The sequence below is a fragment of the Tissierella sp. MB52-C2 genome (assembly GCF_030931715.1).
Taxonomy (GTDB): Bacteria; Bacillota; Clostridia; order Tissierellales; family Tissierellaceae; genus Tissierella.
On record NZ_CP133261.1, the window covers coordinates 2873599 to 2887905 of the forward strand.

Below are 14307 nucleotides of genomic sequence, written 5' to 3' on the forward strand. Positions count from 1 at the left end.
AGGGCTATTTTTATAGAAATTTTTTTAATTAGAATTTTCAGAATGATTGTCCTATTCTGTCTAATTATGTTTTTTTGATTATTTATCTCCTTTTATGGAGTTAAATATATAAAAAATAAGGGGGAGATATTATGAAAAAGACGTTTATTCTTTTATTAGTTGCTATTCTAGTATTCACTGCTGGCTGTGGAACTAAACAACCTGTATCCAGTGGCGGAGACACATCTTCCGATGTGGATTATAAAATTGGTATAGTAACTGGAACTGTCTCTCAAGGTGAAGAGGAGTTCCGCGCTGGTGAGAATATGGTTGCTAAATATGGCAAAATGATTAAGCACATTACTTATCCAGACAAGTTCTCTCAAGAGCAAGAAACAACCATATCACAGGTTGCTACCCTTGCTGCTGATCCAGATGTTAAGGCTATAGTTTTTGTTCAAGCAGTTCCTGGGGCTGCTGCAGCTATAGACAAGGTTAAAGAAACTAGGCCAGACATATTATTTATTCTAGGTGTACCTCATGAAGATCCTGATGTGATTGCAAGTCGTGCAGATATTGCACTGGAGCTTGACCAACTTCAACGTGGTGAATCAATAATTCATACTGCTCAGCGAATGGGAGCTAAAACATTTGTACATTACTCCTTCCCAAGACATATGTCTATGGAATTATTATCTGCTAGGAGAGATGCTTTCAAGGAAACTTGTGATAAGTTAGGTATTGAATTCGTAGAAGTTGATGCTCCAGATCCAACATCTGATGCAGGTACATCGGGTGCTCAACAATTTATATTAGAAGATGTTCCAAGACAAGTGGAGAAATATGGAACAGATACTGCTTTCTTTAGTACTAACTGTTCAATGCAAGAGCCTTTAATTAAACAAGCTCTCGAAACAGGTGCAATCTATCCTGAACAATGCTGTCCATCACCATACCATGCATATCCAGGTGCTTTAGGTATTCAAATACCTAAAGATAAGGCTGGAGACTTAGATTACTTATCTGAGCAAATAGCTGCTAAAATAGGCGAAAAAGGTGGTACTGGAAGATTCGGTACTTGGAATCGACCTGCAAACGTAGCTATAATCGAAGCTGGTGTAGAATATGCTAAAGCATATGCTGAAGGTAAAATAGAAAAATTTGATAAAGATGCAATGATTAATTATATGAAAGAAGCAACTAATGATACAAAAAATGAGGTTAAAGTTACAGAGTTCAATGAAGCTACTCCAAACTTCTTATTATTTGTACTAGGTTCACAAACATTTTAAGACTAAGGAGTCGTGAAAGCGACTCCCTTATCTTTAACTAAAGGAGGGTTAAAATGAGTTTACTCCAAATGGAAAATATATCTAAAACTTATTCAGGAAATCAAGTCCTTAAAGGAGTTTCTCTTAATATTAAAGAAGGAGAAATCCATGGTCTTTTAGGAGAAAATGGAGCTGGTAAATCCACATTGATGAATATATTATTCGGTATGTCTGTTATTCATTCTACGGGAGGCTTCGAAGGCAATATGACTTTTGATGGACAACCTTATTTGCCTAAGACTCCCATGGATGCTATGAAAATGGGCATAGGTATGGTACATCAAGAATTTATGCTTATACCTGGATTTACCATTACAGAAAATATAAAACTTAATCGTGAAAATACTAAGGATACATTTTTTTCTAAAATTCTTGGTCCTAAGCTAAAAAAATTGGATTTGCCTAAAATGAAAGAAGAATCCAGAGAAGCATTAAATAAATTAAATATGACAATAGATGAATACCTTCCAGTAGCGGGGCTACCTGTTGGTTATATGCAATTCATTGAAATTGCTAGAGAAATTGATAAAACAAATCTAAAGCTTTTAATATTAGATGAACCAACAGCTGTACTTACAGAATCTGAAGCCTCACAGTTTTTAGAAGTAATAAAAAAACTATCTGATATGGGAATAGCAATTCTTTTCATTACCCATAGACTAGATGAAATCAAACAGGTAACAGATTCTATTACTGTTCTTCGTGATGGTTCCTTAGTCAAATCCATCGAAACTAAGGATGTAGATATTTTGGAAATGGCTAGACTCATGGTAGGTAGGGAAATATCCTTCGAAACCTCAGATAAAAACACTGTTAATCTAGATGATAAACCATTTCTAGAATTAAAAGATTTATATGTAAATATGCCTGGTGAAAGAGTTAAGGGGATTAATCTCAAGATACAGAAAGGTGAAATCCTGGGCTTAGGTGGACTAGCAGGCCAAGGCAAAATAGGTATTGCCAATGGAATTATGGGACTATACCCGACTCAAGGAAATATATTAAAAGATGGAGAAGAAATGCCTTTAAACAACCCTAGGGAAATGTTAAACCATTCTGTGGCTTTTCTTTCCGAAGATAGAAAAGGTGTTGGTCTTTTATTAGATGAGTCAATTGATTTTAACATAGCCTATACTTCCCTTGAAATTAAAGAAAAATTTATAAAAAATATTGGTCCTTTAAAACTAGTTAATGGAAAAGAAATCAAATCCCACGCAGAGCAAATGATAAAGGATTTAGATATTCGCTGTACAGGACCCAATCAATATACAAGATTTTTATCTGGTGGCAATCAACAAAAGGTGTGTATTGCCCGTGCGCTTACGTTAAACCCTGAAATTCTTCTAGTATCAGAGCCTACTCGCGGAATTGATATAGGTGCTAAGAAATTAGTATTAGATACATTGGTTCGATTAAATAAGGAACTTAACATGACTATAATCATTACTTCCAGTGAATTAGCTGAACTAAGACAAATATCAGATAGAATCGCCATAATTGCTGAAGGAAAGGTACAGTCCATCCTTCCACCAGATGCATCTGATGAAGCCTTTGGTCTAGCCATGGCTGGAAAAGATTTAAGTGAGGTGGTGAATTAAATGGATATAAAAAACATATATAAAAAAATAGGTTTTCCGAGACTAATTATTTCCACATTTTTAATAATATTATTAATTACAGCAGCCACTTTAAAACTTCCCATGTCTGGTATATGGCAAGATATTTTTACTAGATTTGGTATGAACGCTATTTTAGTTTTGGCCATGGTGCCTTCTATCCAATCAGGTATAGGTGTTAACTTTAATCTACCCCTTGGAGTAATCTTTGGACTTATTGGTGCTTTAGTAAGTATCGAACTAGGTCTTTCTGGCTTTGCTAGTCTATTTGTGGCTTTAGCAATTGCCATTCCCCTAGCTATTATTGGTGGATATTTATATGGATTGATGCTAAATAAAGTAAAGGGACAGGAAATGACTGTAGGTAACTACTTTGGCTACTCTATTGTATCTTTTATGTGTATATTTTGGCTAGTGGCTCCCTTTAAAAACCCAGAGCTAATTTGGGCCATGGGTGGAACAGGTCTTCGTGTTACTCTTTCTATGGAATCTTCCATGGGTGGAGTTCTTGACAAATTCTTAGCTTTTAAAATAGGAAATATAGTCTTTCCTACAGGACTAATCCTTACCTTTGTAATCCTCGCATCTATTGTATGGATTTTCTCAAAGAGTAAAAAAGGTACTGCCATGAAAGTAGCAGGTAGTTCTGAAGCCTTTGCTGCTTCAAATGGTGTAAATGTAGATAAACAAAGATTATTAGGTATAATCTTATCTACAGTACTTGCTGCAATTGGTATTATAATATATAGCCAGTCCTTTGGCTTCCTACAATTATACAATGCACCTTTATATGTGGCTCTCCCTGCTGCTGCATCTATATTGATTGGAGGTGCTACTTTACACAAGGCAAAGATAATCCATGTAATCATAGGAACTTTCCTGTTTCAGGGGCTATTAGTTGTAGCACTTCCTGTAATTAATATACTTTCAGAGGGAAGTATGGCTGAAATCATAAGAATTATCATAAGTAACGGTATAATCCTTTATGCATTAACTAGAGAGGCAGGTGAAGCCGCATGATGGTTCCAATAGTATTCTTAGTCCTTTGCTTAGGTGGTTTCTTTTTATCAGGACTTCCAGTTAATTTTCTTTTTAATGAAATGGTCTTTAGGCTTTCTAGGAACTTGATCTTAGTTCTTTCCCTTATAATACCTGTTATATCAGGTATGGGGCTAAATTTTGGTATAGTTTTAGGAGCTATGGCTGGACAAATAGGGCTTATAGTTATAATGAATTATAATATAGGTGGAATTGGAGGACTATTTCTTGCACTGCTGATTTCCACTCCTGTGGCCATACTCTTCGGTTATTTAGTTGGGAAAGTTCTTAATAAGGCTAAGGGAAAAGAAATGATTACATCAATGATTCTCGGATTCTTTGCCAATGGTATATATCAACTGGTTTTCATAGTATTAGCTGGTAGAGTTATACCTTTTAGTAATCCAAATATGTTAATGTCTACAGGAACTGGTCTTAGAAATACAATAGATTTAAATATAGTTAGAAAATCCTTCGATAGCTTTATATTTGGTAACTTTACAACATATCCCATATTTACATTTATAATAACTTTATTGTTATTTATTGGTCTTTACTTCTTCCTTAAAACTAAATTAGGCCAGGAAATGAGGGCTGTCGGACAAAGTATGCATATAGCAAGTGTTTCTGGTATTGATGTAGATAGAACTAGGATTATATCCATTATAATTTCAACAGTATTAGCAGCTTGGGGACAAATAGTTTATCTTCAAAACATGGGCACATTAAATACCTATAGTAACCATGAGCAAGTCGGATTATTTGCTGTCGCCTCCCTTTTAATAGGTGGAGCCTCTGTAGATAAAGCTTCTTGGAAAGAGGCATTTATAGGAACTTTCTTGTTCCATCTATTATTTATTATATCTCCCCTTGCAGGTCAAAACCTAATGGGTAATGCTCAAATCGGTGAATATTTTAGGGTATTTATAGCCTATGGAGTCATAGGAGTAGCATTACTTCTCCACGCTTGGGAGAAGAACAAGTCCATGACCCAGTTATCAGATATTTAACCATAATTAAAAAAATCTTCTTTTTTAAGAAGATTTTTTTCTTTTGACTTACAATTCAAAATTTATAATTAACATTTTTATTGTGCAATTCTTCTTTTAATAGTATATAATATATTCTAACAAAGGATTATTGGTAAGCAAATTTTGGGGGGAAATATGACGGAGTTTAATTATAAACAAATACAAAAAATTGATATGTCTGCAACTAAAAAGTTGTTAAATTATATATCAGAAGAAATACAAGATGAAACCATATTAGATACACTGGAGTTTTTCTATCCTGATTTTGGAGAACAAAAGCACAGTATAGCCTTTAATGTATGGATAAGTATAGATTTCATAGGTAAAGATGGCAAAACCTTTATTGAAAAATTTCTAAAGGAAAAATCTAATAAATTAACACCACAAGAAAAAGAAGTATTATATGAAAGAAATAGATCTAATATCTCTCTTTTTGAAATCCTTGATACTAAAGGGGAGTTTATTGAAGTAGCTGATCTATTTGAAAATAAAACATATAACATTTGGGAACCAGACCTTGTATCTAATATATCTGTCGGTGACTTAGCCCTAGCTAGAGTAGGAAATCTTTTAGGGCATATTACATTCATAGGAGATATTAGCTTCTTACCTTCTTCTATAAAGTCTACATTTTTAGAAGAAGTATTTATTGACTTCAATAGAATAAGACTAAGCTCTACAAACCTTACTATGAATAAATATCTAAAAAAACATAGTATAAATCTATATAGAATATATACAAACTGTATCTTTAAGGCGATGGAAATGGATGAAGATATTTTATCTATTCTATATGACGAAATAGATGAATTTGAATCTTACTTAAGTTTAAAAACATCTAAGACCATGATAAAGAAATATGTGGCAAATCTAATCGACTTCTTTGAGTATTATTTAGCCGATGAAGACTTGACACTATATGATTTAGATCAAATAGACCTAAATTTCTTTTTCACTGAAGCCATAAATGATGGATTTATAATGTCACAGGAGGATTTAAACTCATATATATCTACATTTAAGAACTATTTAAGGTTTCTAAGTATCAAAAGTGTAGATTATAAAGAGGCATATAAGGAGCTATTAAGTATCAGTGAGTCTAGATTTGACTTTATAGATAAATTTAAAATGATAAAATCTCCCTTTGTAATAGATAGGGAGTTATCCAATACTCTATCAGATTTTCTAAATGAGGATTCCATCTCTCTTGTAATGGACTATGATAAATTCATTCTTTATATGTTAGATAGACCCCTGGAGCTGACGGAGAAAAATAAATTTATTAAGAGGAAAAACCTTATAGAAATAAACAAAATTCTAGAATTAGGTAATTATACAGATAAATCTTCGCCTAATCAACAGGACTTTCCCTTAATCCATATGTTTTATAACTTCTCCATTTATTTAGGGCTAATGTCTATTGATGGAAATAAACTATTGGTATCTAATAAAGGATCTAATTATTTAAGGCTAAGAGACGAAGATAAATATACATTGTTCTTCCAATATATTTGGAACAATAATTTTATATCTCACGTTTCCAATATAAATAATTCATCAGCCTTAGAAAATATTAAGAAAAATTTAATTAAATCCTTATCCTCACTAAAGGAAAATATTAATTATGAAATAAGCAATATACTAGGATTCTTTACGAATTATCCTGGTTTCTTCTTTGAATATCATATGTATTTACAATTCTTAGGAATTATAAAATGTAATCTTTATCCACATTATGAAATAAAATTAACATCCCTTGGAAAAATCATATTAAATTTCCTAGAGGTGCGAAACAATAAAAAACATGAATGTAGTATAATACACTTAGAATCCTTTAAAAAAAGCTGATAACCATCGGGACTAAATGTCCCAATGGTTATCAGCTTTTTGATTGGATCATCTACATATGATTTATTTAGATTTTAGTCAAATAGGATAATAATATCTTTGAGCTCATTATCTTACTGAATAAGTTTTTGTTCCTTTTACAGTATCTGATAAATAATATTTCACACCGTCTATATTTCCTGTAAAAGAAAATCCTGGAATATCTATACCAACAGAACCATCCATAGTTGTTTGTACTTCAAAATAAACTATACATTTTAATTTGTTTTGATTGAATTTAATGGAATTGTTATCAGTTCATCATTGACACTTACAGTAACAGACACATCTTTATAGTTTTTTTCTAAATATTTAATAGAATTGAAATTGCACTTATATATACCAAATTGGGAAAAATTATTATCTTCTATTTCTAATTTATCGGTGTATACACTTTTATCTTTAACCAAAATATCGACAAAAATTTCAGATGGTGGTTCAAATTTCTCTGTTGTCAGTGTAATCACTAATTCATTATTATAGCCTATTTGCATATTTAATGATGCTTTCCACATATTATTATTTCCGACTATATCAATAATGGTATTTCTCATAATGCTAAACCTTATCATATAAATAAACAAAAATATGACTATAATTATGCCAAACATTGTAATCCTTGAGTAACTTTTTTTCATATCTATACACGCTCCTTTACTACACTATATTACATATATTAAAAAAAGCAGATAAAATTATCTGCTTTTTTATGTGACTAAAAAACTCTCTTCATCTATTACTAAATCGGCCACTTGAGATATAATTGTCTGAAATTGTGTTTCATCTAAGCTTAACTTATCTATTGCTACAGAAGATAAGTTATAAGATAATCCATCAAGTCCAAGACCTATTCCCATCATCATAGTAATAGCATCAGCAATATGAACTATTGAAACTAAAAGTGGATTTATATTTGCTAGTTCTGGGGTATGATGATAGCATATTGCTTCTACTAACTCCTTAGGGAAATCCCATTTTTCAGCTATCTTCTCACCTATTTCTGTATGCCCAAAACCTAAAACTTCCTTTTCAGCATCTAAAAAAGATATTTTATTTTCTTCCATCTTTGATAACACTTTCATATATTCCTTCTCCATATGTTGATTCAATACAGTCTTACCAATATCTCTAAGTAGTCCTGCAATATAAGCCTCCTCTGGATTAGAATATTTTATACTTTTGGCAATAAATCTTGATATTATGGCACAGGTTTGAGATTGTGACCATAGTTCATTTTTGTCTAGAGAATATCCTCTTAGCTCATCCACTAGATATGTTCTTACTGTAGAAGCAAGAGCTATACCCTTTATAGCTTGAAATCCTAACAAAATAGTTGCTTGGGATACAGTAGAAATCTTTCTTGCATATCCATAGTAAGCAGAGTTAGCAAGACGAAGGATCTTGGTAGTCAATACCTGATCTTGTAAAATTACCTTCTCCATATCCTGAACAGTGGAATCTGGATCATCAGTTAATGCTATTAGTTTATTTATAATTTCAGGCAATGCTTTCATATCGTCAACTTTATTGACTATATATTCTAAAGTAAGCTTTGTCATATTAATCTCTCCAATCAATATAGCTTTTTATTTAATTATATAAAAAATTCTCTAAATAAACTATAGACTAAAAGACTCAAAATTATTTTTATAATAAAATTCTGCTTATATAATTCATTATATATTTTAAATTTCCTACAAATTAAAAAATATTTCAAATTCTCCAATAAATGGTATATAATATTATTTAGATACACTAAAGAAATTATTGGAGGGATGTCCGTGGAAAAATTAAAATTAGATGATTTTACAAAGTATAAATTTTTATCAGGCATTAAAGCTTCACCCAATGGCAAAAAAACCGGTTTTGTACTCCACGAAATAGATGTAGATGAAAACAAATATTTATCCAATATTCATATCTATGATGAAGACAACAAATCAGAGTTAAAATTAACATCCTTAGATGAAGAAAGATCTTTTATATGGAAAGATGATAATACTATTATTTTCCCTGCCATGAGATCTAAAAAAGATAAAGAAAGAAAAGAAAAGAAAGAAGACTTCACTTCATATTATGAAATCAACCTTAGCGGCGGAGAAGCTACTAAATCATTTGAAGTTCCCCTTAATGTAAATTCCATAGAGTTTATAGACGAAGACAATCTTTTACTTACTGCTACATTTCAATATAATAAGCCAAACCTTAAAGAATTATCAGGTGAAGATAAGGAAAAAGCCATAAAACAAATGGAAGAAGATAAGGATTACGAAGTATTAGATGAAATTCCTTTTTGGGGAAACGGTATGGGATTTATAAATAAAAAGAGAAATAGACTTTATCTATATAATTTTAAGGATGAAAAACTTACTCCTATTACAGATGAATTTACTGATATAAATAGTGTAAAATTAAATAAAGACAAAACTAAATTAGTTATGATCTCTAACTCCTATACAGATAAAGCTTCTAGAAGCTCTGATATATCTATATGTAATATCAGGGAAAATACTTTAGAAAAATTAAACCATGAAGAAACATTTAATTATTCATATGCTGATTTCTTAGGAGACAAAATAATCTTTGCTGGAAAGGATATGAAATCCTATGGGCTAAATGAAAATCCTCATTTCTTCCTAATGGAATTAAATGGTGAAAATTGTCATAGAATATCTTCTGATGATTTTGATTACGGGCTTTGGAATTCCGTTGGTTCTGACTGTAGATACGGTGGAAATACTTCCATTAAGGTAGATGAAGATTATTTATATTTTACCACTACTGAAGGAAGCAATTCATATATTAATCGAATAGATAAAGATGGACATATAGAAAAACTTACAGAGAGTAAAGGCTCTATAGATGGATTTGATGTGAAAGATGGAAAGATTAAATTCATAGGTCTTAGAGGCCTTAGACTTCAAGAACTATATGCCTTGGAAAATAAAACAGAGACCCAATTAACTTCTTTAAACGAATGGGTAATGACAGATAAAAAATTATCTCAACCAGAGCATTTAAGCTTTGAAAATGATAACCTTACTATAGATGGTTGGATAATGAAACCTGTAGACTTTGAAGAAGGTAAAACTTATCCTGCCATATTAAATATCCATGGCGGTCCTAAAACAGTTTATGGAGATATATTTTACCATGAAATGCAATACTGGGCAAATGAAGGCTATGTTGTATTCTTCTGCAACCCAAGGGGTAGTGATGGTAAGGGCAATGAATTTTCAGACATAAGAGGTAAATATGGTACTATAGACTATGATGATATAATGAAGTTTACTGATTTAGTCCTAGAAAAATGTACTTTTATAGATAGGGAAAGAGTTGGAGTAACTGGTGGTTCCTATGGTGGGTTTATGACTAACTGGATAATAGGCCACACCAATAGATTTAAGGCAGCTGCTTCTCAAAGATCTATCTCTAACTGGATTTCTAAGTTTGGTACTACAGATATAGGATATTATTTTGTAGAAGATCAAAATGCTGCTACACCTTGGTCTGATGTGGAAAAACTATGGTTCCACTCTCCTATGAAATATGCAGATAAGGTAGTTACACCTACTTTATTTATTCATTCAGAGGAAGATTATAGATGCTGGCTACCAGAAGGTATTCAAATGTTTACTTCCCTAAAGTATCATGGAGTAGATTCTAGATTATGTATGTTTAAGGGAGAAAACCATGAACTAAGCAGATCTGGAAAGCCAAAACATAGAATTAAAAGATTAGAAGAAATAACCAATTGGTTTGACAAATACCTAAAATAAAATAATCAGGGCTAGGCCTGATTATTTTATTAATGAGTTTTTCCTTCCTGTGCCTTTATATCCTCTTTATATTTTAATGCCCCTTCGATAGCTAGTTTTAAGGCTTTTGTAATATTTGCTGTACTCATACTAGCAACATTTCCTTTATCTACAACTTGCTCCGGTAGAAAAGGTACATGAATAAATCCTCCTCTTAAATTAGGAAACTTCTTGTCAATTAGATATAATAATCCATACATAATATGGTTACATACAAAGGTTCCAGCAGTATTGGAAATACTAGCAGGTATTCCTCCTTTTCTTATTTCCTGAGTCATAGCTTTAATAGGTATAGATGCAAAATATGCATTTTCACCATCTTCAAATATTTTTTCATCTATAGGATGGTTTCCTTCATTATCTGATATTCTTGCATCATCTATGTTTATAGCCACCCTTTCTAAGGTAATATCATATATTCCACCAGCTTGACCAACACATATAACTATGTCTGGTTTTTCTTCCTCTATTGCCTTTTCTAATTCCACTATGGATCTCTTAAAGACAGTAGGTATTTCTTTTTTTATAATTTCTGCCCCACCAATATTATCTTCTAAATCTTTTATTGCCTCATAGGCAGGATTTATCTTTTCTCCTCCAAAGGGATCAAATCCTGTAATCAATACTTTCATTTATTTACCTCCTTCACTATACAAAAGCTATTTTTTTCTTGTATTAAGACACTACTATTTTTTATAGTTTTTTATTACCCCTTTTCACCTACCTTTACTTTAGTAATTTTATTTAAAATATTTTGTTTTTACTAAAAAACGAGTGAAGATTAGTCTCCACTCGTTTTTATTATGTGATTCAATGTTGTAAGTATATGTTGTAAGTATAGAATTGGTATATAAATTTTACTTACCAGCTATTGTTAGTTTGCCCACCAAAATTGAAGGGGAGCCAAAATAGTTTGAACTTGGATGACAAAACTTAGTATCATTTCCAATGCTCTTAATATTTTTTAGCATCTCATACAAGTTTCCTGCCATGGTTATTTGAGAAAGTGGTCTGACTACTTTTCCATCTTCCACTAATAATCCCTTAGATAATAAAGAGAAGTTTCCAGATGTAGGATTGATTCCTGCATGTAGTCCATCAATATCTATAATAATTATACCCTTTTCCATGAATTTAATCATATTTTCTAAAGATTTATTTCCTTCTTCAATACACATATTTGTACTCATTATGTCAATAGAGGATTTATGTGAATCTCTAAATCCATTTCCTGTAGAAGAAGTATTCTCCTTCTCAGCAATTTTATTATTATAGAGAAAAGTCTTTAATACTCCTTTTTCTATTATATATTTTTTATTAGTTAAAGTACCTTCATCATCAAAAGTTCTATAGTATTTTCCATCTTCCATCAAAGGGTCTTCTATTATATTGAAAAAATCCACTGCTACTTCAGTGCCGATTTTTCCCTTCATTAAAGATAAATTCTTTTGAACATTACTTCCAAAAAATATTGGCAAAAAACTACTAAACATATCTGCTGCCACATTGTTTCTAAGGATTACCTCATAATTAGAAGACTCTATTGGTTCTGCTCCAAGCATCATCAATGCGTCTCCTACACTATCCTTAATAAGTATCTCCTTATATTCTTCCTTAAGGTCATTGAATAGGTAGTGAGAATACCCTGTCTGCATATTCCTTCCCTCTTCTGTAACAGCTCCAAGATTTATTGTACCTATAGTATGACTATCTTCTAATTCTAGACCTTTAGTGTTTCTAATATATACACTTTCAGTCTTCTCGCCATAGCTACATTGGCTTATGGTTTTTACTCTTGTATCTACACTATAGGCTCTTTTTTCTAAATCAAATAAGTAATTTATTTTGTCTTCTTCACTATATTTATTAAGTAGATTTTCCCGTGGAATAAATTCTTCTACTCCTAGTGTTTGGGAAGAAATCTTTTCTATCGTCTCATTATGGTTATTCTCTGCATATTGAATTAAATTTTTTATCAGCTCATCTAAATTTTCCTCTGCCAGCTTTTCAGTATAGGAATAGCCCATTTTTCCATTATAAATCCCTCTTAAGGATAGACCTATTTCTTCTGCCACTATATATTTTTCCAATTCTCCCTCATATATATTAAAATCCACTGAAGAATCTTTACTTATATAGACTTCCATTTCCTCTATATCATAGGCCTTACCCTTCTCAAATAAAGAAGATATTAATTTATCTCTATCCATTCCTATTCCTCCCTTCCGCCAACAGTCATGGTCTTAACCCTAAGGGTAGGCTGTCCTGCACCAATGAATAATGCTCCACTACCTGCATAACAATAACCTTGCCCAATCTGAAGATTATCTCCTACCATATCTACGTCTTGAAGGATTTTATTACCATTACCTATTAAAGTTGCACCCTTAACTGGTTTCGTTATTTTACCATTTTCAATTAAATATGCCTCTGATAGGGAGAAGTTAAAATCTCCTGTAGCTGGGTTTACTGAACCCGCTGAAATATATTTAGCAAATAAACCCTTCTCTGTATTTTCGATTATCTCTTCTTTTGTACTAGTACCTTTATCTATATAGGTATTTGTCATACGAGCAGTTGGAGAAAATCTATAGCTTTGTCTTCTTCCTGAAGCTGTAGGGTTCATATTCATTCGTCTAGCATTTAATTTATCTATCATATATCCCTTTAGGATACCATTTTCAATAAGAATATTTTTCTGTGTTCTCATACCTTCATCATCTACTCCAAGGGAACCCCAAGAATTGACTATTGAACCATCATCTACTAAAGTAACTACATCAGAAGCTATCTTTTCTCCTATTCTATCTGAAAAAACTGAAAGTCCTTTAGCTACAGATGAAGCCTCTAAGCTATGTCCACAGGCCTCGTGAAACATTAGTCCACCAAATCCATTATCTACAACAACTGGCATATTTCCAGCAGGACAATAATCAGCCATTGCCATTGTCTTAGCATTTCTAGCTGCTTCCCTTGCATAATCTTCTATAATAATCTTATCATAGAACTCAGTACCCATTAAAGCACCAGGTCCAATATATCCAGTTTCTATTTGTCCATTATGTTCAGCTGCGGCAATAATTAACATTCTTGTTCTCACTCTTGTATCTTCTATATAGATACCTTCCGTATTGGCTATAAGTACGTTTTGCTCTTGATCTAAGTAATTTACCGTCATTTGGGTTATTTTCTCATCATAGTCCATTCCAGCTTGATATGCCCTCTTTGTGAATTCCATTTTCTTAGATAAATCAACTTTAGATGGAAAATTTACATAGGGATGATTTACTGGATCAATAGCTTTATCAAAGTTTAATACAATATCTTTTTTATCACCTTTAAAAGATTTTGTTATTCTTCTTGTAATATTTATAAGATTTTCTTTAGATAAATCGTTGGTATATCCATATACAGAACTTAACCCCTTAAAGACTCTAATACCTATACCAAAGTCTCTTCCACTCATACCTCTTTCAATATTACCACCAAGAGTGGCAATTTCTGTAGAAAAGTTATCTTCCATAAATACTTCACAGAAATCACCACCGCATGATAATGCTTCAAAAAATATATCTTCAATTATTGATCTATTTAACATCAAATTCCC

General features: G+C 31.8%; 11 protein-coding genes. 6 read left to right on the forward strand and 5 right to left on the reverse strand.

Annotated elements, in window-relative coordinates:
- Positions 1 to 131 precede the first annotated feature (131 nt).
- The 5 genes from RBU61_RS14685 to RBU61_RS14705 all read left to right on the forward strand — a co-directional run bounded on the left by RBU61_RS14685 (position 132) and on the right by RBU61_RS14705 (position 6843).
- Entirely contained in the window at positions 132 to 1271 is a 1140-nt protein-coding gene (locus tag RBU61_RS14685; protein ID WP_308876268.1) for a DUF3798 domain-containing protein, read from the forward strand.
- A gap of 53 nt (positions 1272 to 1324) precedes the next feature.
- Entirely contained in the window at positions 1325 to 2908 is a 1584-nt protein-coding gene (locus tag RBU61_RS14690; protein ID WP_308876270.1) for a sugar ABC transporter ATP-binding protein, read from the forward strand.
- Positions 2909 to 3946, forward strand: coding sequence for an ABC transporter permease (locus RBU61_RS14695; protein WP_308876272.1), 1038 nt, complete (start codon positions 2909 to 2911; stop codon positions 3944 to 3946).
- The gene (locus tag RBU61_RS14700) at positions 3943 to 4974 is read left to right on the forward strand and encodes an ABC transporter permease (protein ID WP_308876274.1); all 1032 of its coding nucleotides are present in this window, start codon (positions 3943 to 3945) and stop codon (positions 4972 to 4974) included. Before RBU61_RS14695 ends, RBU61_RS14700 begins: the two co-directional genes overlap by 4 nt.
- A gap of 156 nt (positions 4975 to 5130) precedes the next feature.
- Positions 5131 to 6843, forward strand: coding sequence for a hypothetical protein (locus RBU61_RS14705; protein WP_308876275.1), 1713 nt, complete (start codon positions 5131 to 5133; stop codon positions 6841 to 6843).
- Between the two features lie 257 nt (positions 6844 to 7100).
- Here the strand turns inward: RBU61_RS14705 and RBU61_RS14710 are convergent, their stop codons facing one another.
- Positions 7101 to 7520, reverse strand: a complete 420-nt coding sequence (locus tag RBU61_RS14710) for a hypothetical protein (protein ID WP_308876277.1) — start codon at positions 7518 to 7520, stop codon at positions 7101 to 7103.
- A 69-nt stretch (positions 7521 to 7589) separates the two neighbouring features.
- Entirely contained in the window at positions 7590 to 8441 is an 852-nt protein-coding gene (locus RBU61_RS14715) for an HDOD domain-containing protein (RefSeq protein WP_308876279.1), read from the reverse strand.
- 222 nt (positions 8442 to 8663) lie between these two features.
- Between RBU61_RS14715 and RBU61_RS14720 the strand changes: the two genes are divergently transcribed.
- Entirely contained in the window at positions 8664 to 10661 is a 1998-nt protein-coding gene (locus RBU61_RS14720) for a S9 family peptidase (RefSeq protein WP_308876281.1), read from the forward strand.
- Between the two features lie 29 nt (positions 10662 to 10690).
- Here the strand turns inward: RBU61_RS14720 and pcp are convergent, their stop codons facing one another.
- From pcp to RBU61_RS14735, 3 genes are all read right to left on the reverse strand, one after another.
- Positions 10691 to 11332, reverse strand: a complete 642-nt coding sequence (gene pcp / locus RBU61_RS14725; RefSeq protein ID WP_308876283.1) for a pyroglutamyl-peptidase I — start codon at positions 11330 to 11332, stop codon at positions 10691 to 10693.
- Between the two features lie 225 nt (positions 11333 to 11557).
- Positions 11558 to 12910 (reverse strand): TldD/PmbA family protein, encoded by a 1353-nt coding sequence (locus RBU61_RS14730; protein ID WP_308876285.1) that lies wholly within the window; start codon positions 12908 to 12910, stop codon positions 11558 to 11560.
- Between the two features lie 2 nt (positions 12911 to 12912).
- Positions 12913 to 14298: a TldD/PmbA family protein gene (locus RBU61_RS14735; RefSeq protein ID WP_308876287.1), complete on the reverse strand. Its 1386-nt coding sequence runs from the start codon at positions 14296 to 14298 to the stop codon at positions 12913 to 12915.
- Positions 14299 to 14307: the final 9 nt, after the last annotated feature.

Excerpts from the sequence above, each read along its gene's own strand:
- RBU61_RS14685 (WP_308876268.1), top strand. The coding sequence starts at position 132 with ATGAAAAAGACGTTTATTCTTTTATTAGTTGCTATTCTAGTATTCACT.
- RBU61_RS14690 (WP_308876270.1), top strand. The coding sequence starts at position 1,325 with ATGAGTTTACTCCAAATGGAAAATATATCTAAAACTTATTCAGGAAAT.
- RBU61_RS14695 (WP_308876272.1), top strand. The coding sequence starts at position 2,909 with ATGGATATAAAAAACATATATAAAAAAATAGGTTTTCCGAGACTAATT.
- RBU61_RS14700 (WP_308876274.1), top strand. The coding sequence starts at position 3,943 with ATGATGGTTCCAATAGTATTCTTAGTCCTTTGCTTAGGTGGTTTCTTT.
- RBU61_RS14705 (WP_308876275.1), top strand. The coding sequence starts at position 5,131 with ATGACGGAGTTTAATTATAAACAAATACAAAAAATTGATATGTCTGCA.
- RBU61_RS14710 (WP_308876277.1), bottom strand. The coding sequence starts at position 7,520 with ATGAAAAAAAGTTACTCAAGGATTACAATGTTTGGCATAATTATAGTC.
- RBU61_RS14715 (WP_308876279.1), bottom strand. The coding sequence starts at position 8,441 with ATGACAAAGCTTACTTTAGAATATATAGTCAATAAAGTTGACGATATG.
- pcp (WP_308876283.1), bottom strand. The coding sequence starts at position 11,332 with ATGAAAGTATTGATTACAGGATTTGATCCCTTTGGAGGAGAAAAGATA.
- RBU61_RS14730 (WP_308876285.1), bottom strand. The coding sequence starts at position 12,910 with ATGGATAGAGATAAATTAATATCTTCTTTATTTGAGAAGGGTAAGGCC.
- RBU61_RS14735 (WP_308876287.1), bottom strand. The coding sequence starts at position 14,298 with ATGTTAAATAGATCAATAATTGAAGATATATTTTTTGAAGCATTATCA.